At 67.8% G+C, this 22003-nt stretch carries 22 protein-coding genes and 1 pseudogene; 19 read left to right on the top strand and 4 right to left on the bottom strand.

Annotation, left to right across the window (positions count from 1 at the left end; genetic code table 11):
- Positions 1-141 precede the first annotated feature (141 nt).
- Positions 142-462: an ArsR/SmtB family transcription factor gene (locus AC5P5X_RS11095; RefSeq protein ID WP_012480019.1), complete on the bottom strand. Its 321-nt coding sequence runs from the start codon at positions 460-462 to the stop codon at positions 142-144.
- 85 nt (positions 463-547) lie between these two features.
- Here AC5P5X_RS11095 and AC5P5X_RS11090 point away from each other — a divergent pair, with 85 nt between their 5' ends.
- The 3 genes from AC5P5X_RS11090 (at position 548) to AC5P5X_RS11080 (ending at position 2517) form a co-directional block, all read left to right on the top strand.
- A complete protein-coding gene (locus AC5P5X_RS11090) occupies positions 548-985 on the top strand; it encodes a YeeE/YedE family protein (RefSeq protein ID WP_111189377.1) in 438 nt (145 codons plus the stop codon).
- Positions 982-1395 (top strand): DUF6691 family protein, encoded by a 414-nt coding sequence (locus AC5P5X_RS11085; protein ID WP_005409414.1) that lies wholly within the window; start codon positions 982-984, stop codon positions 1393-1395. The genes AC5P5X_RS11090 and AC5P5X_RS11085 overlap by 4 nt, the downstream gene beginning before the upstream one ends.
- 69 nt (positions 1396-1464) lie before the next feature.
- A complete protein-coding gene (locus AC5P5X_RS11080; RefSeq protein ID WP_012480021.1) occupies positions 1465-2517 on the top strand; it encodes a linear amide C-N hydrolase in 1053 nt (350 codons plus the stop codon).
- Here AC5P5X_RS11080 and AC5P5X_RS11075 read toward each other — a convergent pair.
- On the bottom strand, positions 2514-3293 hold the full coding sequence (locus tag AC5P5X_RS11075; protein ID WP_099485199.1) for a DUF6491 family protein: 780 nt from the start codon (positions 3291-3293) through the stop codon (positions 2514-2516). The genes AC5P5X_RS11080 and AC5P5X_RS11075 overlap by 4 nt on opposite strands.
- A gap of 81 nt (positions 3294-3374) precedes the next feature.
- Here AC5P5X_RS11075 and AC5P5X_RS11070 point away from each other — a divergent pair, with 81 nt between their 5' ends.
- Both AC5P5X_RS11070 and AC5P5X_RS11065 read left to right on the top strand, forming a co-directional pair.
- Positions 3375-4073 (top strand): helix-turn-helix domain-containing protein, encoded by a 699-nt coding sequence (locus AC5P5X_RS11070; RefSeq protein WP_060380061.1) that lies wholly within the window; start codon positions 3375-3377, stop codon positions 4071-4073.
- 119 nt (positions 4074-4192) lie between these two features.
- Positions 4193-5143 carry a DMT family transporter gene (locus tag AC5P5X_RS11065; RefSeq protein ID WP_111189378.1) on the top strand — a complete coding sequence of 317 codons (951 nt, stop codon included), beginning with the start codon at positions 4193-4195 and terminating at the stop codon, positions 5141-5143.
- Between the two features lie 9 nt (positions 5144-5152).
- Here AC5P5X_RS11065 and AC5P5X_RS11060 read toward each other — a convergent pair whose 3' ends face one another.
- Positions 5153-5473: a hypothetical protein gene (locus tag AC5P5X_RS11060; RefSeq protein ID WP_162292024.1), complete on the bottom strand. Its 321-nt coding sequence runs from the start codon at positions 5471-5473 to the stop codon at positions 5153-5155.
- A gap of 27 nt (positions 5474-5500) precedes the next feature.
- On the opposite strand from AC5P5X_RS11060, the gene thrA reads away from it, so the two are divergent.
- Genes thrA through thrC form a run of 3 tightly spaced genes read left to right on the top strand, consistent with a single transcriptional unit; the run spans position 5501 to position 10232 of the window.
- A complete protein-coding gene (thrA, locus tag AC5P5X_RS11055; RefSeq protein ID WP_111189379.1) occupies positions 5501-8005 on the top strand; it encodes a bifunctional aspartate kinase/homoserine dehydrogenase I in 2505 nt (834 codons plus the stop codon).
- The gene (locus tag AC5P5X_RS11050; protein ID WP_495215983.1) at positions 8002-8916 is read left to right on the top strand and encodes a homoserine kinase; all 915 of its coding nucleotides are present in this window, start codon (positions 8002-8004) and stop codon (positions 8914-8916) included. Before thrA ends, AC5P5X_RS11050 begins: the two co-directional genes overlap by 4 nt.
- Before the next feature lie 29 nt (positions 8917-8945).
- Complete coding sequence (gene thrC, locus AC5P5X_RS11045) at positions 8946-10232, top strand: threonine synthase (protein WP_088430387.1); 1287 nt, start codon at positions 8946-8948, stop codon at positions 10230-10232.
- A gap of 15 nt (positions 10233-10247) precedes the next feature.
- On the opposite strand, the pseudogene AC5P5X_RS11040 reads toward thrC, so the two are convergent.
- Positions 10248-10988: pseudogene (locus AC5P5X_RS11040) on the bottom strand (Crp/Fnr family transcriptional regulator); the annotation flags it as partial.
- 127 nt (positions 10989-11115) lie between these two features.
- Here AC5P5X_RS11040 and hisS point away from each other — a divergent pair.
- The 11 genes from hisS to AC5P5X_RS10985 all read left to right on the top strand — a co-directional run bounded on the left by hisS (position 11116) and on the right by AC5P5X_RS10985 (position 21977).
- Positions 11116-12510 (top strand): histidine--tRNA ligase, encoded by a 1395-nt coding sequence (gene hisS, locus AC5P5X_RS11035; RefSeq protein ID WP_005413164.1) that lies wholly within the window; start codon positions 11116-11118, stop codon positions 12508-12510.
- A 306-nt stretch (positions 12511-12816) separates the two neighbouring features.
- Complete coding sequence (locus AC5P5X_RS11030; RefSeq protein ID WP_088025802.1) at positions 12817-13125, top strand: YerC/YecD family TrpR-related protein; 309 nt, start codon at positions 12817-12819, stop codon at positions 13123-13125.
- A 33-nt stretch (positions 13126-13158) separates the two neighbouring features.
- Positions 13159-14070, top strand: a complete 912-nt coding sequence (gene hisG, locus AC5P5X_RS11025) for an ATP phosphoribosyltransferase (protein ID WP_033833294.1) — start codon at positions 13159-13161, stop codon at positions 14068-14070.
- Positions 14067-15362 carry a histidinol dehydrogenase gene (gene hisD / locus AC5P5X_RS11020; RefSeq protein ID WP_111188881.1) on the top strand — a complete coding sequence of 432 codons (1296 nt, stop codon included), beginning with the start codon at positions 14067-14069 and terminating at the stop codon, positions 15360-15362. The genes hisG and hisD overlap by 4 nt, the downstream gene beginning before the upstream one ends.
- Positions 15359-16453 (top strand): histidinol-phosphate transaminase, encoded by a 1095-nt coding sequence (gene hisC, locus AC5P5X_RS11015; protein ID WP_111188882.1) that lies wholly within the window; start codon positions 15359-15361, stop codon positions 16451-16453. Before hisD ends, hisC begins: the two co-directional genes overlap by 4 nt.
- Positions 16450-17523, top strand: coding sequence for a bifunctional histidinol-phosphatase/imidazoleglycerol-phosphate dehydratase HisB (gene hisB, locus AC5P5X_RS11010; RefSeq protein WP_005409428.1), 1074 nt, complete (start codon positions 16450-16452; stop codon positions 17521-17523). Before hisC ends, hisB begins: the two co-directional genes overlap by 4 nt.
- Complete coding sequence (gene hisH / locus AC5P5X_RS11005) at positions 17520-18122, top strand: imidazole glycerol phosphate synthase subunit HisH (protein WP_005409429.1); 603 nt, start codon at positions 17520-17522, stop codon at positions 18120-18122. Before hisB ends, hisH begins: the two co-directional genes overlap by 4 nt.
- Positions 18119-18853: a 1-(5-phosphoribosyl)-5-[(5-phosphoribosylamino)methylideneamino]imidazole-4-carboxamide isomerase gene (gene hisA / locus AC5P5X_RS11000; RefSeq protein ID WP_111188883.1), complete on the top strand. Its 735-nt coding sequence runs from the start codon at positions 18119-18121 to the stop codon at positions 18851-18853. The genes hisH and hisA overlap by 4 nt, the downstream gene beginning before the upstream one ends.
- Positions 18847-19623, top strand: coding sequence for an imidazole glycerol phosphate synthase subunit HisF (gene hisF / locus AC5P5X_RS10995; RefSeq protein WP_005409431.1), 777 nt, complete (start codon positions 18847-18849; stop codon positions 19621-19623). The genes hisA and hisF overlap by 7 nt, the downstream gene beginning before the upstream one ends.
- Positions 19613-20233, top strand: a complete 621-nt coding sequence (gene hisIE / locus AC5P5X_RS10990; RefSeq protein ID WP_099485076.1) for a bifunctional phosphoribosyl-AMP cyclohydrolase/phosphoribosyl-ATP diphosphatase HisIE — start codon at positions 19613-19615, stop codon at positions 20231-20233. Before hisF ends, hisIE begins: the two co-directional genes overlap by 11 nt.
- 154 nt (positions 20234-20387) lie before the next feature.
- Positions 20388-21977, top strand: coding sequence for a calcineurin-like phosphoesterase C-terminal domain-containing protein (locus AC5P5X_RS10985; RefSeq protein ID WP_111188884.1), 1590 nt, complete (start codon positions 20388-20390; stop codon positions 21975-21977).
- Positions 21978-22003: the final 26 nt, after the last annotated feature.

The following is a 22003-nucleotide window of genomic DNA, read 5'->3' as shown; positions in this document are numbered from 1 at the left end:
TATTCTCGCCAGCCTTCCTGCAGTGACTGGTCCGGATTCTCCCGGCGCCTGCAGGGCGATCGTTCGGCACCGACGCCAGTGGACCTGCTCGATCAGGTGGTGCAGCCGGCGCTGCACGCAGGCTGATGGTCTGCGCCGGATTCAGCGCGAAGCAGCACCGCAGTACGCCGCATGCAGCGCCTGCAGCACGCCCAGTGCGGGCCCTTCAAGAACCCGGTAGTGGATCGCCTGCGCTTCGCGCCGGGTCGCCACGATATCCAGTCCGCGCAGCACCGCCAGATGCTGTGACAACGCCGATGCGCTCAGGCCGGTCAGTGCCTGCAGTTCCGGTACCGGCGCTTCACCTTCCACCAGGCGGCACAGCACCCGCAGCCGGGCCGGGTGGGCCAGGCTTTTGAGCAGCGTGGCTGCCTGCGACGCGTGTTCGGCCATCGCGGCGCTGTCGAGCTGGGTCCGGGCCATGGTTGACCATTTTGTTTAGGATGATCTAATTTAGAATACTCTAAATAAATGGGCAATCCATGTACGGCAGCGAAGAGGGCAGGGCATGAACCTGCCATGGAGTGCGGCGGCAGGTGGTGCGTTGATCGGCGCCGCCGCGGTGCTGTTGCTCGCCACCATCGGACGCGTGGCGGGCATCAGCGGCATCACCGCAGGCAGCCTGCGCGCAGGCAAGGGCGAGCGTGCCTGGTGCTGGGCCTTCCTGGCCGGCCTGACCGCATCGGCGGGGCTGGTGCTGTGGTGGCAATCGGTGCCCGAGGCGTCGCCACGTGCGCTGCTGCGTGATGCGCTGCCGGCATGGCAGTTGATGGGAGCCGGCCTGCTGGTCGGCTTCGGTACGCGGCTGGGCAATGGCTGCACCAGCGGTCACGGTGTGTGCGGCATGGCCCGCGCTTCGAAGCGATCGCTGGCGGCCGTGCTGGTGTTCATGGCCTCCGCGATGCTGACCACCTTCCTGGTCCGTCATGGCGGAGGCCCAACATGAGCCGCGCAGTCTGGGCCGCCGGCGCGGCGGGCGCATTGTTTGGCATGGGGTTGGCACTTTCGGGAATGACCGACGCGCGTCGTGTCCTCGGCTTCCTCGACATCACCGGTGACTTCGATCCCACGCTGCTGTGGGTGCTGGGCTCGGCGCTGCTGGTCAGCGCGATCGGGCAGCGGTGGGTGTTGCGGCGACAGCAGCCGCTGTACGCAGACCGCTTCCGGCTGCCTGTTACCCGGCGTGTGGATGCTCGCCTGCTGCTGGGTGCCGCGCTGTTCGGGATCGGCTGGGGCTGGGCGGGCTATTGCCCAGGCCCGGCCATCGCCGGGGTGGCCGTGGCGTCGCGCGAAGCCCTGTGGTTCGTGCCTTCGATGCTTGCAGGATTCTGGCTGCACGACCGCTTCGTCCGTTGAGGCTTTCACCCCTGTCTCACCCTGCCTGGGGTCCTATCTTCGGATCACGGGGAAAAGGAGTGCAACGACATGGCACGGATGAAGTGGATGGGAAGGGGAATGCTGGCGGTCGCGCTGGCCGCAGCCGTGGCACCGGCACTGGCCTGCACGCGCGCGGTGTACTTGGGTGACAACGGCGATGTGATCACCGCGCGCTCGATGGACTGGAAGGTCGATGTGGCGACCAACCTCTACATACTGCCGCGCGGCATTGCGCGCACCGGCCAGGCCGGCCCGAAGTCGCTGGCGTGGACCGCGCGCTACGGCTCGGTGGTGGCCACCGGCTACGACGTGTCGACCACCGATGGCATGAACGAAAAGGGCCTGGTAGCCAACCTGCTGTGGCTGGTCGAATCGGAGTATCCGCAGCAGCGTGGCAACAAGCCGGGCCTGGCGATTTCGCTGTGGGCGCAGTATGTGCTGGACAACTTCGCTACCGTGGAAGAGGCGGTCGCCGCGTTGAAGCGCGAGCCGTACTCGATCGTCACCGACAAGGTGCCCGGTGAAGATCGGCAGGCGACGCTGCACCTGTCGCTGTCCGATGCCAGCGGCGACAGTGCCATCGTCGAGTACATCGGCGGCCGCCAGGTGATTCACCATGACCGGCGCTACCAGGTGATGACCAATTCGCCGATCTTCGAGCAGCAGCTGGCGCTCAACAGCTACTGGCAGCAGATCGGCGGCACGGTGATGCTGCCGGGCACCAACCGCTCTGCTGATCGTTTCGCGCGCGCCTCGTTCTACATCAACGCCATTCCCAAGGCCGAGGATCCGGTGGAGGCCCTGGCCAGTGTGTTCAGCGTGATCCGCAACGCGTCGGTGCCGTATGGCATCACCACGCCGGGTGAGCCGAACATCTCATCCACGCGCTGGCGCACCGTGGCCGACCACAAGCGGCGGCTGTACTTCTTCGAATCGGCATTGACCCCGAACACCTTCTGGGTCGATCTGAACAAGGTCGATTTCGCCGGCAAGGTGCTCAAGCTCGACCTCGGCAAGGACCAGCGCAATACCTTCGCCGGTGATGCACTGGGCCAGTTCGTGCCCAGCGCACCGTTCGCCTTCCTCGGCGTCGACGGTTAGTTCGACGCCTGGCTGGAGGCCGGGTAGACCGCCTGGATCGTGCAGCTGCCGCGCGTGTACTGCGGCAGCGGGGCGATGCTTTCACCGCGCAGATCGTTTGTCTCGAATTCGGCAGTCATGATCCGATCGCCGGGATTGCCACAGATCAGGCCGTTCTGCAGGCCCGAGTGGAAGCTCAGCTGCGGCGCGCGGTCGAGCTGGCGGCAGTGGCTGCCGAGTTCGACCCGGTAGTAGCGATGGCCGCCATTGCGGCGCGGATTGGTCTCCACCAGCATGCCCTGCGGGTCGGATGACCAGGCACGCACGTTGCGCGTGGCAAAGCAGTAGGACGGTGAGCCGCCGAAGCTGCGACGCACCTCCTTGCGTTCGCGGATGGTCACGGCAGGCAGGGTAGCGGTGCGCAGGCGGTCGCTGTCGCGGGCGACGCTGGCATAGTCGCGATTCTGCAGCGGGGTGACCGCGCTGATGGTGCATCGGCGGCCGTCGACCACGACGCGTTCGCTGGGGCGGCCGCAGGCCCAGCCGGCGGGGGCTTCCAGTTTCAGCGAGGTGGCACCGCGGACGCCGGGGCAATCTTCGTTGAAGTCGATCCGAAAGGGCTGGCCGGAGGCGGCGCGCAGTGCGATCGAGCGCGGTGATGCCTGCTCCACTTCCTGTACGCCGACAGCGTCCATGCAGTGCGGAGCCGGTGGCGTACGCTCCTGTGCGGAGACCGAAGCTGCGAGCACCAGGCCGAGGCTGGTGGCGAGCACCAGGGACACCTGCTGATGGGTCATGTCCTGCACTCCCTGCGTTGGATGACGGATCGACTATAGCAACGGTTTGCACGGCCGTTGTTACACGCGCACACTGCCCGGATGGGCGCCATCTTCCATCTGCGGCACTACGGCCAGGCTACCGGCCTGGACCGCCATGACTACGCGCAGTGGGTGCTGCCAGTGCAGGGTGAACTGCAGTTCGAAATGGAAGGTCGCGGAGGTCGGCTGGACGTGCTGCAGGGGGCATTCGTGGCCGCCGGTGAGGCGCATGACCAGATGGCTGATGGTCCCAATGGTTTCGTGATCGTTGACTGTCCTCCGGGCGTACTTGATGACGGCACGCAGGAGCATCTGTGCCGGCAGCGCTGGCTGTATCTGCCGCTGGCATTGCGCCGACGCCTGGCTGAGGTGCAGGCAGGGCAGTCGATGCCGGCGCTGCTGCCGCAGTTGCTGCAGGTATTTGCACCTGCTGGCAGTGGCGCGCGCATGCAGGGTCTGTGTGCGGCGGTCCAGGCCGACCCCGGGCAGGCGTGGCCGGTGGCGCGCATGGCGGCGTTCGTCGGGGTCAGCGAGAGCCGTTTGCATGCGCTGTTCCGGCAGGAGTTCGGGCTCAGCCCGCAGGCCTGGCTCAGCGCAAGCCGGTTGCGTTGGGCCAAGCACCAGCTGCGCACCAGCGTGGCGCCGATCAGCGATATCGCGCTGGCCGCGGGCTATTCCGAGCAGAGCGCACTGACCCGTGCGCTGCGCCGCGAGTGCGGTCAGACTCCCGCAGCGTGGCGCCGGGGCGCCGGACTGTAGGGTCGAGCCACGCTCGGCTTTGCGCACGCGCGGCCGGTCAGGGCAATAGCCTCGGTCAAGAGCGCCCGCTGGCCAGCGCTTACACTGCGCGGCCTGTTCTCTCCCCCCGAAGAACCCGAATGCGCAACAACCCGATGGCCCTGGGCATCGCCAATGGCGTGGCCGCTGGCGCGCTGTGGGGCGTGGTTTTCCTCACGCCCGCCGTGCTGCAGTCGTTCAACGCCCTGCAATTGTCGGCCGGCCGCTATCTGGTCTACGGCCTGATCGCCGTAGTACTGCTGCTCCCGCGCTGGAAGCGGCTGGCACCGCAGCTGGGTCGCGCCGAATGGATCGGGCTGCTGTGGCTGAGCCTGGCCGGGAACCTGGTGTACTTCCTGCTGCTGGCCACGGCGGTGCAGTGGGCTGGCGGTGCGGCGGCGTCGCTGATTGTCGGCCTGATTCCGGTGGTGGTCACCCTGGTCGGCGTGCGCGAACAGGGTGCAGTGCCTTTGAAACAGCTGCTGCCGGCACTGGGCCTGTGCGTGCTGGGCGTGGCCCTGGTTGGTTGGGAAGCACTGATGTCCGAGCACCTGGCAACCCCGTGGCGGCAGCGCCTGATCGGCCTGCTGTGCGCGTTCGGCGCGCTGTTCTCGTGGGCGTTGTACTCGATCGGCAACAGCCGCTGGCTGGCGCGTCGACCGGACTTGTCCAGCCACAACTGGTCGCTGCTGACCGGCGTCACCACCGGCGGCCTGGCCCTGCTGCTGGTGCCGATGGCCTTCATCGGCCACACCAGCGGGCACACGGCGGCGCAGTGGAGTGGTTTCTGGGCAATCAGTGCCGGTGTGGCGGTGGTGGCCTCGATCCTCGGCAATGCGTTCTGGAACCGCGCCAGCCGCCTGCTGCCGCTGACCCTGACCGGCCAGATGATCGTGTTCGAGACGCTGTTCGCGCTGGCGTATGCCTTCGCCTGGCAGCAGCGCTGGCCTTCGCTGCTGGAAGCGCTGGCGATCGTGTTCCTGGTGGCCGGCGTGATGCTGTGCGCGCATGCCCATCGTAGTCCACGGGCGATCGCCGAACATGCCGGCTGAATGCGTGCGTCAAGCGTGCTGATGCTGCCTTGGTCTCAGATGCAACCAAATGCCGGCACGTTGAGCGATGATCGCGGCACTGGTTTTTTGCATCGCAGCACTTGACAGCAGGCCGGCGCACAGTGTTTTCTGTGCGTCATGGTTCTTGATGCCGCCCACGCCAGCCTGATCGCTCCCGCTACCGCGGGCCGTTCGACTGCGCCGGTCGCCACCACCACCATTACCACCACCACCGTCACCACTGCCCTGGTGCGGCCCGTCGTCTTCGTGTAACTCCCGAAAACCACGGCCCCGCACCATACAGGTGGCGGGGAAACTCGACACCTGCATGCGACGGGGCCTCCTGCCGAGGTCTGCATGTCTTCCCACGCCCCCGCTCATCCCGTTGCCCCGGCCGATCTGGCTGCACCGTCCATCGTCGTGCACAAGTTCGGCGGCACCTCGGTGGCCGATGCCGAACGCTACCGCCATGTCGCGGGCCTGCTGCTGGCCCGTCCCGAATCGCTGCAGGTCACTGTCGTTTCGGCAATGAAGGGCGTCACTGACGCGCTGATCGAGCTGGCCCAGCTGGCGGCCAAGGGCGACGAAGCCTGGCGCGAGGCCTGGCATGCGCTGCGCGCGCGTCACCGTGGCGCCGCCGTGGCCCTGCTGGGCGAGCAGGTGGGCGAGACCGTCGAATGGATCGATGCCCGCTTCGATCAACTGGCAGAAGTGCTTGCGGCGCTGGCGGTGATCGGCGAGCTGCCGCGCGAAGTGCTCGACCGCGTGCAGGGCCTGGGCGAAGTATTCTCCGCGCAACTGCTTGGCACCCACCTGCGTGCCTTGGGCGAAGACTGTGCGGTACTCGATGCACGCGACGTGCTGGTGGTCGGGCATGGCGAACTGGGCGTGGATGTCGACTGGGAGTCCAGCGCGGACCGCCTGGCCAAGTGGCGCCTGCGGCATCCGCAGATGCGCCTGGTCGCCACCGGTTTCGTTGCCCGTGACCGCCATGACCGCATCACCACGCTCGGCCGCAATGGCAGCGACTATTCCGGCGCGATCTTCGCCGCGTTGTTCAATGCCGATGAACTGCACATCTGGACCGACGTCGACGGCGTGCTGTCGGCCGACCCGCGACTGGTGCCCGAAGCGGTGCAGCTGGAATCACTGAGCTACGACGAGGCCTGCGAGCTGGCTTATTTCGGCGCCAAGGTGGTGCACCCGCAGACGATGTCGCCAGCGATCCGCCTCGGCCTGCCGATCTTCATCCGCAATACGTTCCAGCCGGCGCATCCGGGGACGCGCATCAGCGCCGAGCGCTCGCCGCGCGGGCCGGTGAAGGGCCTGACCCTGAGCCCCGGCTTGGCCCTGTTGAACCTGGAGGGCACCGGCCTGATCGGCGTGCCCGGTACCGCCGAGCGCGTGTTCGCGGCGCTGCGCCAGGCGCAGGTGTCGGTGGTGATGATCTCGCAGGGTTCGTCAGAGCATTCGATCTGCTGCGTGGTGCGCGCCGCCGAAGCGGCGCGTGGCCGTGAGGCACTGCTGCACGCGTTCGCGCATGAACTGTCGGTAGGGCAGGTGCAGCGCGTGCAGGTCAGTGAGGGCGTCAGCGTGCTGGCGGCAGTGGGTGACGGCATGGCCGGCCAGCCCGGTGTGGCGGCGCGCCTGTTCGAGGCACTGGGACGCGCGCAGGTGAACATCCTGGCGATCGCGCAGGGCTCGTCGGAGCGCAATATTTCTGTGGCGGTGGACAGTGCCGATGCCACCCGCGCATTGCGGGCCGCACATGCGGGCTTCTGGCTGTCGCCGCAGACGTTCGCGGTCGGTGTGATCGGGCCGGGCAACGTCGGCGCGGCACTGCTGGACCAGCTGCTGGCGGCCCGCCCGCAGCTGCTGGCCAAGGCCAATGTGGATCTTCGCCTGCGCGCGCTGGCCTCGCGTTCGCGCATGCGGCTGGAAGTGGATGGCCTGCACGCCGATTGGCGGGAGGCATTGCAGGACGCGGGCGAGCCCAGCGACCTGGATCGCTTCACCGAACACCTGCTGGCCGCGCACCTGCCGCATGCGGTGGTGATCGACTGCAGTGGCAGCGCCGACGTGGCCGAGCGCTATGAGGGCTGGCTGGCCGCCGGCATCCACGTGGTGACTCCGAACAAGCAGGCCGGTGCTGGCCCGCTGCCGCGCTACCAGCGCATCCGCGCTGCTGCGGCGGCCAGTGGTGCGCGCTTCCGCTACGAAGCTACGGTGGGCGCGGGCCTGCCGGTGATCACCACGCTGCGTGATCTGGTCGATACGGGCGACGAGGTGCTGGCGATCGAAGGCATCTTCTCCGGCACGCTGGCGTGGCTGTTCAACCGCTTCGACGGCAGTCAGCCGTTCTCGCAGCTGGTCGCGCAGGCGCGGTCGATGGGCTACACCGAGCCGGACCCGCGCGATGATCTTTCGGGCGTGGACGTGGCGCGCAAGCTGGTGATCCTCGCCCGCGAGGCCGGCCACGCGCTCAGCCTGGAACAGGTACAGGTGGAAAGCCTGGTGCCGGCGCTGCTGCGCGACGGCAGCGTGGATGACTTCATGGCGCGGCTGGGCGAGTCCGATGCCAGCCTGTTGCAGCGGTTGCAGGACGCGCGGGCGCGTGGCGCGGTGCTGCGCTACGTGGCACGGCTGGGCGCTGACGGTGCCTCGGTGGGCCTGCAGGAACTGCCCACCGACCACGCCTTCGCCAACCTTCGGTTGACCGATAACGTGGTGCAGTTCCGTACCCGTCGCTACTGCGACAACCCGTTGGTGGTGCAGGGTCCGGGGGCCGGCCCGGAAGTCACCGCCGCCGGTGTGTTTGCCGACCTGCTGCGGGTCGCGGCCGGTGAAGGAGCGCGCCTGTGATCGCACGTGCGTTCGCGCCGGCCTCGGTGGCCAACGTAGCGGTGGGCTTCGATATTCTCGGTCACGCCATTTCCGGTGTTGGCGATACCGTGAGCGTGCGCCGCATCGACGAGCCGCTGGTGCGCATCGAGGCGATTCGCGGCAGTGCCGTCGAGCTGCCGCTGGAGGCAGCCGGGAACACCGCCGGCGCTGCGCTGATGTCACTGCGCGAAGGCCTGGGCCTGGACTTCGGTTTCTTGGTGGAGATCGACAAGGGCATTCCGTTCGGTTCCGGCATGGGCGGTTCGGCAGCGTCATGCGTTGCTGCGCTGGTTGCCGCCAACGCGCTGCTGGATGTACCGCTGTCGCGCGAGGCGCTGTATCCGTTTGCGCTCGATGGCGAGGCGGTGGCCAGCGGTGGCCGCCACGGCGACAACGTGGGGCCGTTGCTGCTGGGTGGTTTTGCGCTGTGTACGGCCGACCGCCTGCTCCCAATTCCGGTGCCGGCGGCCTGGCACAGCCTGCTGGTGCATCCGCACGCGGTGCTGGAAACACGCCGTGCGCGCCAGGTGCTGCAGGGCAGCTACGCGCTGGGTGAATTCGTGGCACAGAGTGCGAACCTCGCGCTGGTACTCAGTGGTTGCCATCGTAGTGATGCGGTGCTGGTGCGGGCTGGATTGCGCGATGTGCTGGTCGAACCACGGCGGGCCGGCCTGATTGCAGGTTTCGAAGCAGCCCGCGATGCGGCGCTGTCGGCCCATGCAATGGGTGCGGGCATCTCCGGTGCCGGACCCAGCGTGTTCGCCTGGTTCGAGGACGCCGACCAGGCCCGCGCCGCTGCCGCACCGGTGCAGGCGGCATTTGCCGCCGCCGGTTTCGACAGCGATGCCTGGGTGTCGCCGCTGGATGCAGCGGGAGCCCGCTTGTGCTGAATCCTTCCCCTTTACTGGATACCGAACCCATGCAATTTGTTTCGACCCGGGGTCAGTCCCCGGCCGTTGGCCTCAGTGCGGCGATCGCTGCAGGATTGGCGCCCGATGGAGGGCTGTATGTTCCGCAGGTGCTGCCGGCGCCACGTGAGCTGCGGGCCGGCGCAACGCTGGCCGATACCGCCGCCGATCTGCTGGCACCGTTCTTCGCAGGTGATGCTCTGGAGGCGGCGCTGCCATCGATCTGCCGCGAGGCGTTCGACTTTCCGGTGCCGCTGCGTCCACTGGGCGGCGGTGACCATGTGCTGGAGCTGTTCCATGGGCCGACGGCGGCGTTCAAGGATATCGGTGCGCGCTTCCTGGCCGGAACACTGTCGCGGCTGCAGGCCGGCAAGGACCGCGACCTGACGATCGTTGTCGCCACCTCTGGCGATACCGGTGCCGCCGTGGCGGCAGCCTTCCACCGCCAGCCGGGCGTGCGTGTGGTGGTGCTGTACCCGGATGGCCGCGTGTCACCGCGCCAGGCGCATCAGCTTGGCTGCTTCGGCGACAACATCCAGGCGCTGCGTGTGGCCGGGGCGTTTGACGATTGCCAGGCCATGGTCAAGCAGGCGCTGGCCGACCGTGACCTGCAGGCGCAGGTGCCGCTCAGCTCGGCCAACAGCATCAGCCTGGGCCGGCTGCTGCCGCAGATGAGTTACTACGCACATGCGGCGTTGACCCATTACGCAGCGCATCGTCGTCGGCTCAACCTGGTGGTGCCGACCGGCAACCTTGGCAATGCGATGGCGGCCGTGCTGGCGCGCGCGCTGGGCGTGCCGATCGGGCAGATCGTGCTGGCCACCAATGCCAATGCGGTACTGCCGGCGTACTTCAATGGCGGCGACTACCAGCCGCAGGCCAGCGTGGCCACCGTGGCCAATGCAATGGACGTAGGGGCGCCCAGCAACTTTGAACGCCTGCGCTGGCTTTACCTCGGAGATGACGCCGAGCTGCGCGCTGCGTTCCGCGCGTTCGCGGTGGATGACGTGACCATCCGCGCGACGATTGCGGCGGCGCATGCCAGCAACGGCGAACTGTTCTGCCCGCATACGGCCACAGCGGTGAAGGTGCTGCAGGACCTGCGTGCGCGCGGCGCCAAGGGCGACTGGGCGGTGGTGGCTACCGCACATCCGGCCAAGTTCGAGGCAGTGGTGGAGCCCTTGATTGGCGAAGCAGTGGCCGTGCCGCCGGCGCTGGATGCGTTGCTGCAGCGGCCCGCGCACGCGGAACCGTTGGCTGCGGAGTATGCGGCGTTGCGTGAGGTGTTGCTGCGTTGATCGAAGGCATCTGGGGTTGCCGGCCAGCGTGCGCAACCCGTCCTCGTCGAGGATTTCCACCACGTTCAGGTGGGGCAGGGCGATCAACCCCTGCTGGCGCAGCTTGGTGAAGGTACGGCTGACCGTTTCCATGGTCAGGCCCAGATGGTCGGCGATGTCGCCACGCCCCATCGGCAGCGACACGCGCAGGCCATCGCCACCCAGCTTGGCCTCGCGCGCGGCCAGGCGCAGCAGGAAGTCGGCCACTTTCTCGGCCGGCTGCAGCCGCGCCAGTGCCAGCGCGGCATCCTGCGCGGCGTCCAGCTCCTGGCAGGCACGCTGCAGCAGCTTGCGTTCCAGGTGCGGGAAACGGCTGCGAAGCGCCTTCATCTGCGGCAGCGCGACACGGCATACGCGGCTGTCTGCGATGGCCTCGATATCGTAGCGGTGGTGGTCACTGCCGCTCAGGCCCAGGTAGTCGCCGGGAAGCACGAAGCCATTGATCTGGCGGCGGCCATCGGCCAGGGTGCGCACCAGGCGCAGGGCGCCGCCGGTCAATGTATAGACATGGTCGCGCTCTTCGCCGGTGCGGGCCAGGGTACTGCCCATGCTGACCTGCTGGGAAACGGTGACCTGTTCCAGTGCCTGCACTTCATCGGGCGACAGCGCCGAGCACACCGCAAGGTGGCGAACCGAGCAGTGCAGGCAGTCCAGCGTGGTGCAGGACGGCGAGGCGGGATCGTTGGTGGCGGGCGGAGCGCCGGAAGGCCGTGACATGTTGCGGGGGGCGTATCGCGGGCGGGGAGGGCTTTATGATACTTCAAGCGGCCGTTCGACCCTGCCCGAGGCGGGGGCGCTAGAATGTCGCCCCCTCCCACGTCCCGTTCCAGCAGGAGTTCCGCCCGTGATCAAGCCCCGTACCCCGCCCGGCACCCTTGAACTGTTGCCGCGCGAGCAGATTGCGTTCCAGCGCATGCTGGACGTGATCCGTCGCAACTACGAGCGCTTCGGGTTCCTGCCGGTGGAGACGCCGGTGTTCGAGCTGTCCGACGTGCTGCTGACCAAGTCCGGTGGCGAAACCGAGCGCCAGGTGTATTTCGTGCAGTCCACCGGTGCGCTGGCCAACGCCGCCGAATCGGGTGACCGTTCGCTGCCGGAAATGGCGCTGCGCTTCGACCTGACCGTGCCGCTGGCGCGCTACGTGGCCGAGCACGAGCATGAACTGACCTTCCCGTTCCGTCGCTACCAGATGCAGCGGGTGTACCGCGGCGAGCGCGCCCAACGCGGCCGCTTCCGTGAGTTCTACCAGTGCGACATCGACGTGATCGGCAAGGACAGCCTGAGCGTGCGATACGACGCCGAAGTGCTGGCGGTCATCCACGCGGTGTTCTCGGAACTGCGCATCGGTGACTTCAGCATCCAGCTGAACAACCGCAAGCTGATGCGTGGCTTCTTCGAGAGCCTGGGCGTGGCCGAGGGCGAGCGCCAGCTGGCAGTGCTGCGCGAAGTGGACAAGCTGGACAAGCGCGGCGCCGATTACGTGCGCGAGACGCTGGTGGGCGAGGGCTTCGAGATTCCGGCCGAGCAGGTCGAGAAGATCCTGGCGTTCGTGGCCGTGCGTTCGCAGGGCCATGCCGATGCACTGGCGCAGCTGGCCACGCTTGAAGCCGACGCCGGTTCTTCGGAGATCCTGCGTACCGGCGTCGCCGAACTGCGCGAAGTGCTGCAGCTGGTGCAGGCGCTGGGCGTGCCGGAAACCGCGTACTGCCTGAATTTCTCCATTGCGCGCGGCCTGGACTACTACACCGGCACCGTCTACGAGACCACGCTGACCGACCACCCGCAGATCGGTTCGATCTGCTCGGGCGGCCGCTACGAAGACCTGGCCAGCCACTACAGCAAGTCGAAGCTGCCGGGCGTGGGCATCTCCATCGGCCTGTCGCGCCTGTTCTGGCAGCTGCGCGAAGCCGGCCTGATCGATGGCATCGAGGGCAGCAGCGTGCAGGCGCTGGTGGCGCTGATGGACGAGCAGGGCATGCCGCAGTCGCTGGACATCGCGCGCCGCCTGCGCGCCGGTGGCATCAACACCGAAGTGCAGATGGAGCCGAAGAAGATCGGCAAGCAGTTCCAGTACGCCGCCAAGGCCGGCATCCGCTTCGTGGTGCTGGCCGGTGAGGACGAGCTGGCGCGCGGCGTGGTGGCAGTGAAGGACCTGCTGCGCGAGCAGCAGTTCGAAGTCTCCCGTGACGAGTTGGCCAGCACCCTGCAGGTCGAGCTGGAGCAGTCGAAGGTGATGTAACGGCCCCTGGCAGCATGCAGCGCTTCAACGAAACGCCCACCAACCGGTGGGCGTTTTCGTTTCCGGGCCCCGTTCCGGGGTCAGAGCCGTTTTCCTCTGGAAAACAGATCCGACCCCGGCCGTCCCGACAGCTCGTGACCACCTGTCGAGGGCGGGGTCGGTCCGGAACCCAGCTGTGCCGATGCTCCGGCCTCTGCGGGTGCAGGGCAGCAGCCCTGCCGCACTCTCAACCCCCGATTTGACGCAGTGCGCAAGAATGCGCTAATGTACTAACGCGCTATTACATTGATTCATGGAAACGACCCCGTGAAAGCCCGCCCCGAGATTGCCGCCAAAGACCCGAAGGCCGACCTGGAAGCCCTGGCCCAAGCCTTTGCCGCCCTGCGCGAGCCGGAACAGGTCGAGGCCTTCCTGCGCGATCTGTGCACACCGGCCGAGCTGGAAGCCATGGCCGACCGCTGGAAGGTGGTGCCGCTGCTGCAGCAGGGCGTGCCGTATCGCGAGATCCACGAGCGCACCGGGGTCAGCGTGACCACCACCGGACGGGTGGCGCGAACGCTCGAGCATGGCCATCGAGGCTATGCCGCCGCCATCGACCGCCTTGCTTCGCGCTGATCCGCGCCCCGTTCCGAACTTCGAGACCTCCCCATGAGTGCAACCCAGGCAGCGCCGGCACGAGACCGGCTGCGTATCGCCATCCAGAAGAGTGGCCGGCTGGCCGAGCCCGCCCGCAACCTGCTCAGTGCCTGTGGCCTGAGCTGGCGCGAGAGCCGCGACAAGCTGTTCTGCTACGGTGAATCGCTGCCGGTGGACCTGCTGCTGGTGCGTGACGACGACATCCCCGGCCTGATCGCCGACGGCGTCTGCGACCTCGGCATCGTCGGCCGCAACGAGCTGGACGAGCAGGCTGCGGCACGTCGCCAGATGGGCCTGCCGGATGCCTACCAGGCACTGCGCGGACTGGGCTTTGGCCAGTGCCGGCTGATGCTGGCGGTACCCGAGGAGTGGCAGTGGCAGGGACCGGCGCAGCTGGCCGGTACCCGCATTGCCACCAGCTACCCGGCCATCCTCAAGCAATGGCTGGCCGAACAGGGCGTGGACGCACAGGTGGTCGAGCTGTCCGGGTCGGTGGAAATCGCCCCGCGCCTGGGTACCGCCGACCTGATCTGCGACCTGGTCTCCAGTGGCGCCACGCTGCGCGCCAACCAGTTGACCCCGGTGCACAACCTGCTCGACAGCGAGGCGGTGCTGGCCGGTGCGGTGCGCGTGCCGGATGACGCACGTGCGTCGCTGCGCGCGATGCTGCTGCGCCGCCTCGACGGCGTGGTGCAGCGCCAGGATCGCAAGCTGCTGATGTTCCGCGCCAGCGAGGATCGCGTCGACGCGCTGGCGCAGCTGCTGGCCGATGCCGAGCCGCTGGTGCGGCTGCCGGCCGACGGCGGCGCACTGCGCCTGCAGACCATGTGCCCGGGCCCGCTGAGCTGGCAGCGCATGGAAGAACTCGAGCGCGCCGGCGCGCAGGGCTTGATGGTACTGAGCGTGGAGCGGTCGCTGGCATGAACCGTCTGATCTGGTCCCGACTTGATGAGGCCGCGCGCAGTGCGGCACTGACCCGCCCGGTGCAGACCGTGGCGCAGCAGACCCGCGATGCGGTGGCGACGCTGATTGCACAGGTGCGCGGGCAGGGCGATGACGCGCTACGTGCGATCACCGCACGTTTCGACGGTGTCGAGCCGCGATCGTTCGAAGTGAGCGAAGCCGAGTTCGCAGCGGCCGATGCCGCCGTCCCCGCCGAACTGCGCCAGGCGATGGTCGAAGCTGCCGAACGCATCGCCCGCTTCCACGCCGCCGGCATGGGTACGGGGTATGCGGTGGAAACCGCGCCGGGCGTGGTCTGCGAACGCATGCTGCGGCCGATCGGCCGCGTCGGCCTGTACGTGCCGGCCGGCAGCGCACCGCTGCCGTCCACCGCGTTGATGCTGGGCGTGCCCGCGCAGCTGGCCGGCTGCCCGCAGGTGGTGCTGTGCACGCCGCCACGCGCCGACGGCACGGCCGATCCTGCGGTGCTGGTGGCCGCACGCCTGACCGGCGTGCAGCGCGTGTTCAAGCTGGGCGGCGCGCAGGCCATCGCTGCGATGGCTTACGGCACGGCCAGCATTCCGGCCTGTGACAAGCTGTTCGGGCCGGGCAACAGCTTCGTGACCGAAGCCAAGCAGCAGGTCGCACAGGACGGCGCCGCCGCCATCGACATGCCGGCTGGTCCCTCCGAAGTACTGGTGATTGCCGATGCAGGTGCAAACCCGGCGTTCGTTGCAGCCGACCTGCTGTCGCAGGCCGAGCACGGCCCGGATTCGCAGGTGCTGCTGCTGACCGACGATACCGCGATGCTGGCGGCGGTCGAGGCTGAAGTCGAGCGCCAGGTGGCCTTGCTGCCGCGCCAGCAGATCGCACGCCAGGCGCTGTCGGCCTCGCGGCTGATCCAGGTCGATTCGTTGGACGAAGCCTTCGCGATCAGCAACCGCTATGCACCGGAGCACCTGATCCTGGCGTTGCGTGATCCGCGCGCGTGGCTGAACAAGGTGCAGGCGGCCGGCTCGGTGTTCCTGGGGGATTACACCCCCGAGGCACTGGGCGACTACTGCAGCGGCACCAACCACGTGCTGCCCACCGCGGGTGCCGCACGTGCCTACAGTGGTGTCAGTGTGGCCAGCTTCCAGAACCTGATCAGCGTGCAGAGCGCCAGCGCCGCCGGCCTGGCAGCGATTGGCGGCTGCGCGCGCATCATCGCCAGTGCCGAAGGCCTGGATGCACATGAACGTGCGGTCGCAGTGCGCATGGAGGTGGCAGCATGAACGCGGCTATCGATGATGTGCTGGCACTGGTTCGCCCGGATCTGCAGGCCTTCGCCGGCTACAGCTCGGCGCGCAGCGCGGCGGTGCAGGGCGAGGTGTGGTTGAACGCCAATGAATCGGCCTGGGCCAATCCCGCTGATGCCGCGGGCAGCAGCCGGCGCTATCCCGAACCGCAGCCGTTGGCATTGCGCGAGGGACTGGCGGCGCTGTACGGCGTGACGCCACAGCAGCTGCTGATCGGTCGCGGCAGCGACGAAGCCATTGATCTGCTGGCGCGTGCCCTGTGCGTGCCGGGCCGCGATGGCGTACTGGTCACGCCGCCGGTGTTCGGCATGTACGCCGTCTGCGCACGCCTGCAGGGCGCCGCATTGATTGAAGTGCCGCTGGTGGACAGCGAGGATGGCCTGCGCGCCGATCTGGATGCGGTGATCGACACCGCCAGGGCGCGCAATGCCAAGCTGGTGTTCCTGTGCGCACCGTCGAACCCGGCCGGCAGTGATATCGCCCTGGACGAGGTCGAACGGGTGGCGGTTGCGTTGCGCGGGCAGGCACTGGTGGTGGTGGACGAGGCCTATGTCGAGTACGCGCAGCGTCCGTCGGCGACCACGTTGCTGGCCGCGCACGCCAACCTGGCGGTGCTGCGCACGCTGTCGAAAGCACACGCACTCGCGGCCGCGCGCATTGGAACGCTGATCGCCGCGCCGGAACTGATTGCCGTGCTGCGCCGCTGCCAGGCGCCGTATCCGGTGCCGACCCCGTGCGCGGAACTGGCCGTGCAGGCCCTGCAGCCGGCCGCGCTGGCACGCACCGCCGAGCGCGTGGCCACGGTCATCGCCGAGCGCGAACGCCTGCCAACGGCACTGGCCAGCCTGCCCGGTGTACGCCGGGTGTACGCCTCGTCCGGCAACTACCTGCTGGTCCGCTTCGCCGATGCGCAGGCAGCGTTCGACACGTTGCTGAATGCCGGTGTGGTGGTGCGCGACCAGCGCGCCGCGCCGCAGCTGGGCGATGCGCTTCGCATCAGTATCGGCAGCCCGGAAGAGAATGACCGCGTGCTCGCGGCCCTGTCGGCGCGGAGGGCCGCAGCATGACCCCGATCCTGTTCATCGACCGCGACGGCACCCTCATCGAGGAGCCGTCCGATTTCCAGATCGACGCCTACGAGAAGCTGCGCTTCGTGCCGCAGGTGATCCCGGCGCTGCTGAAGCTGCGGGATGCCGGCTACCAGTTCGTGATCGTCACCAACCAGGATGGCCTGGGCAGCGACAGCTACCCGCGTGCCAGCTTCGATGGCCCCAACGAGCTGATGCTGCAGATCTTCGAAAGCCAGGGCATCACTTTCCGTGACGTGCTGATCGACTGCAGCTGGCCGCACGACAATGCGCCGACCCGCAAGCCGGGCATCGGACTGATGACGGCTTATCTGCAGGACCGCAGCATCGACTGGGCGCGTTCGGGCATGGTCGGCGATCGCATCACCGACCTGCAGTTTGCCGACAACCTCAACATCCGCGGTTTCCAGCTGCGCACCGCGCAGTTTGGTGGCGAGTGGGATTGGCCGGGCATTGCCCATGCGCTGGCCGATGCGCCGCGCACCGCCGTGGTCCAGCGCAACACGAAAGAAACGAAGATCCGCGTCGAACTGGACCTGGATTGCGCGGGTGATGCACGCATCTCCACCGGCCTGCCGTTCTTCGACCACATGCTGGAACAGATCGGCAAGCACGGTGGCTTCGCGCTGGACATCCAGGCCGAGGGTGACCTGCACATCGACGAACACCACACCATCGAGGATACGGGGCTGGCCCTGGGCCAGGCGCTGCGCGAGGCGCTGGGCGACAAGCGCGGCATCGGCCGCTACGGTTTCACGCTGCCGATGGACGAGACGCTGGCCAGCGCTGCGTTGGACTTCAGTGGCCGCCCGTACTTCGTGTTCGAGGGCGAGTTCAAGCGCGAGCGCGTGGGCGATATGCCGACCGAGCTGGTGCCGCATTTCTTCCGCTCGCTGTGCGATGCCAGCGGCCTGAACCTCAACCTGCAGGTACGCGGCGACAACGATCACCACAAGGTGGAGGCCTGCTTCAAGGCGCTGGCGCGCGCATTGCGCCCGGCATTGGCCCGCCAGGGCACCGCGCTGCCTTCCACCAAGGGGGCGCTGTGAGCGACGTTGCGCTGATCGACGCCGGCGGCGCCAACCTCGGCTCGGTGCGCTACGCATTGGAGCGCCTGGGTGCGACGGTGCGGCTGGTGCGCGATGCGGACGGTCTGGTCGGTGCGCAGCGGGTGATCCTGCCCGGCGTCGGCGCCGCCGGTCCCGGCATGCAGCGCCTGCATGCGCAGGGCCTGGTGGAACCGCTGCAGCAACTGGAGGTGCCGTTGATGGGCATCTGCCTGGGCATGCAGCTGCTGTTCGAGCGCTCCGAGGAAGCGGGTGTGGAGACGCTGGGCCTGATTCCCGGCGTGGTGCGCAAGCTGGTGCCGGCCTGCGGCATCCGGGTGCCGCACATGGGCTGGAACCGCCTGCTGCCACTGCGCGAATCGCTGCTGCTGCGCGGCGTGCCGGAGCGTGCCAGCGCCTACTTCGTGCACAGCTACGCGGCACCCCTCAATACCCACACCGTCGCTGCCTGCGACCACGGCGGCCTGTTCACTGCCGTGGTGGAGCAGGGGCGTTACTACGGCGCACAGTTCCACCCCGAGCGCTCCGGCGAGACCGGCTCGCTGATGCTGCGCAATTTTCTCGAGGGCACTGCTGCATGAGTTTCATCGTCTACCCCGCGCTGGATATCCGCGACGGCCGCGTGGTGCGGCTGCGCCAGGGCGACTACGCGCAGGAAACCTCGTATGGCGACGATCCGTTGCCACGCGCGCAGGCCTTCGCCGCGCAGGGTGCGCAGTGGATGCATCTGGTCGATCTGGACGCTGCGCGCGCCGGTGGCTATACGCTGGCGCCGCTACTGTCGTCGATCCGCGCGCAGACATCGCTGCAGGTGCAGACCGGCGGTGGCGTTCGCTGCCGCGACGATGTGGCGCGCATCCTCGATGCCGGCGCCGGTCGCGTGGTGGTCGGCTCGCTGGCGGTGCGTCGCCCCGATGAAGTGGTCGGCTGGCTGGAGGAATTCGGCGCCGAGCGCATCACGGTTGCGCTGGACGCGCGCCAGGACGCACAGGGGCAGTGGCAATTGCCGGTGCACGGTTGGACCGAGAACGCCGGAGTGACCCTGGATGACCTGGCCCAGCGCTACGCGCGCGCCGGCATGCGCCACCTGCTGTGCACCGACATCGCCCGTGACGGCATGCTGGCCGGGCCCAATATCGACCTCTATCGGCACCTGTCCGGCTTGTTGCCGGGTGTGGCGGTGCAGGCGTCCGGTGGCATCCGTGACGTAGCCGATGTGGCCGAGGCCCGTGCCGCCGGCTGCGGCGGTGCGATTCTCGGCAAGGCACTGCTGGAGCAGCGCATGGACCTGGCGGAGGCACTGGCATGTTGAGCCGCCGCATCATTCCCTGCCTGGACGTGCGCGATGGCCGCGTGGTCAAGGGCGTGCGCTTCCGCGACCACGTCGACATGGGCGACATCGCCGAGTTGGCGCAGCGCTATCGCGACCAGGGGGCGGACGAGCTGGTGTTCTATGACATCGGCGCCAGCCCCGAGGCGCGTTCGGTCGACGTGGCGTGGATCGAGCGCATCGCACGCTTGATCGACATTCCGTTCTGCGTGGCCGGTGGCATCGACAGTGTGGAAACCGCGCGCCGCGTGCTGTTTGCCGGTGCCGACAAGGTGTCGATCAACTCGCCGGCGCTGGGGCGCCCGGAGCTGATCACCGAGCTGGCGGACGAGTTCGGCGTGCAGTGCGTGGTGGTGGGCGTCGATTCGGTGCGCGAGGCCGACGGGCAATGGCGGGTGCGTCGTTTCAGCGGCGATCCGGACAAGACCCAGGCGGTGCCGCTGCGCACCCTGGACTGGATCGTCGAAGCACAACGGCGTGGCGCGGGCGAGATCGTACTGAACTGCATGGACAGCGATGGCGTGCGCCGTGGCTACGATGTCGTGCAGCTGCAACAGGCGCGGGCACTGTGCCAGGTACCGTTGATCGCCTCGGGCGGTGCCGGTGCGATGGAGCACTTCGCCGAAGCCTTTGACCAGGCCGACGTCGACGGCGCGCTGGCCGCCAGCGTGTTCCACAGCGGCGCCATCGCCATTCCAGAATTGAAGCGCTACCTGCGCGGACAGCAGATCGAGGTGCGGGATGTCTATTGAAGTCAGGCCGTCGTTGGACGCATTGCAGGCGCTGGACTGGGCCAAGGGTGACGGCCTGCTGCCGGCGGTGGTTCAGGATGCCGATACCCTGCAGGTACTGATGCTCGGTTATGTCAGCGCCGAATCGCTGGCGGCCACGCTGGCCATCGGCCACATGACCTTCTTCAGCCGCAGCAAGCAACGGTTGTGGACCAAGGGCGAGCAGTCCGGCAACGTGTTGGTGGTGCAGTCGATCAGCGTCGACTGCGATGCCGATACTTTGCTGGTGATGGCACGGCCGGCGGGGCCAACCTGCCACACCGGTGCAGAGAGCTGCTTCGACCAGGCGCCGAAGGATTTCCTGGGCGGGCTGGGCCAGCTGGTGGCGATGCGTGAGGCGCAACGCCCGCCGGGCAGCTACACCACCAGCCTGTTCGAGGGCGGCATCCGCCGTATCGCACAGAAGGTGGGCGAGGAGGGCGTGGAGACCGCCCTGGCGGCGGTGGCGCAGGATGATGAGGCGTTGCTGGGCGAGGCCTCGGACCTGCTGTACCACCTGCTGGTGCTGCTGCGCGCGCGCGGGCTGTCGCTGGTTGATGCGCGCGCGGTGCTGGAAAAACGCCATCGTTGACGTGTGGTAGTGCCAGCCGCTGGCCGGCAAGCCCCGGATGCCCGACGTTCATGAGGCTGCCGGCCAGCGGCCGGCACTACCGGCATGCGTCATCGCGTGCGCGATGTCATCAACGGAATCTACAATAGGCGGTCTTTCTTTACCCGGACCGCCCATGAAACTGCCTGCCGCCTGGCTGTGCTGCCTGTTGCTGACCTCGCCGGCCTGGGCCGCGGACACCGTGGTCACCGGCAAGGTCTATCTGGAGCGCGACGGCAAACCCGGCCGCGGTGCGACCGATCCGGGCTTGGCCGGCGTGCAGGTCTCCAACGGCGAGGCCATCGTCAAGACGGCTGCAGACGGCAGCTACAGCCTGCCGGTGCGTGATGGCCAGACCGTGTTCGTGATCAAGCCCGATGCGTATTCCTTCCCGAAAGCGGCCGACGGCCTGCCTTCGTTCTGGCGGCACTATCGCCCGAACGGTTCGCCGGCGTTGAAGTACGGCGGCATCGCCGCGACCAGCGACGTCACCCGCAACTGGGATTTCGCCCTGCAGTCGGATCGCCATGACAGTCGGCGCGGCTTCCAGATGCTGGTGTTCACCGATTCGCAGACCGCCAGCCTGAAGGATATCGGCTACTACCAGCAGTCGATCGTCGCGCCATTGGTGGGACAGACCAAGGCGCGCATGGGCACCACCCTGGGTGACATCGTCAACGACGACCTGACCCTGTATCCGGCGATCAACAAGGTCACCACCGGACTTGGCGTACCGTGGTTCCATGTGCCGGGCAACCACGATCTCGACTTCGATGCGGCCAGCGACGAACACTCGCTGGACAGCTGGCGCAACATCTACGGTCCGGACACCTACGCGGTGGAAGAGGGCGGCGCCAGTTTCGTGTTCCTGGACGACGTGGTGTACGACCCCAAGGCCAAGCCGAAGTACATCGGTGGCCTGCGCGAAGACCAGTTCGCCTTCCTCGCCAGCTACCTGAAGAGCCTGCACAAGGATCGCCTGCTGGTGCTGGGCATGCACATCCCGCTGTTCGACGCGGCGCCGGGACGCGAGACCTTCCGCCATGCCGACCGCCAGCGCCTGTTCGACCTGCTGAAGGACTTCCGCAACGTGCTGGTGCTCAGCGGCCACAGCCACACCCAGCAGCACGTCTACCATGGCAAGGCCGAGGGCTGGGACGGCGACAAGCCGCTGCACGAATACAACGTGGGTGCCAACTGCGGTGCGTTCTGGTCGGGGGTGAAGAATGCCGCCGGCGTGCCGGACAGCACCATGAGTGATGGCACGCCGAAGGGCTATGCGTTGCTTGACGTGGCCGGCAATGGCAGCTACAGACTGCAGTACCGCGTGGCCGGAAAACCGGCCAGCGAGCAGATCGGCCTGCATGCGCCGAAGGTGCTGCGCCAGGGCGCCTACCCGGCTTGGGGCATCTATGCCAACGTCTACATGGGTGAGGATGCCAGCGTGGTCGAGTACCGCGTCGATGGTGGCGCCTGGCAGCCGATGAAGCAGGTCAGCCAACCCGATCCGCGCCTGATGGTGGAGAACGTGGCCGACGATCTTGCAGACAGCCTGCGTGGCTACGACCGCTCGCCGGAGGCCACCGCATCGCCGCACCTGTGGCGTGGCGCGCTGCCGACCGATCTGGCCGTGGGCAGCCACAAAGTCGAGGTACGCTCCACCCAGCCCGATGGTGCGGTGTTCACCGCCACCACCAGCTACAGCCTGCAGACTGCCCAGCCCTGACCTCCGCGTCACTGCTCCAGCGAAAG

The sequence above is a fragment of the Stenotrophomonas sp. YJH_SMC_91 genome, assembly GCF_059368495.1.
This window is presented reverse-complemented; position numbering and strand designations above follow the sequence as displayed.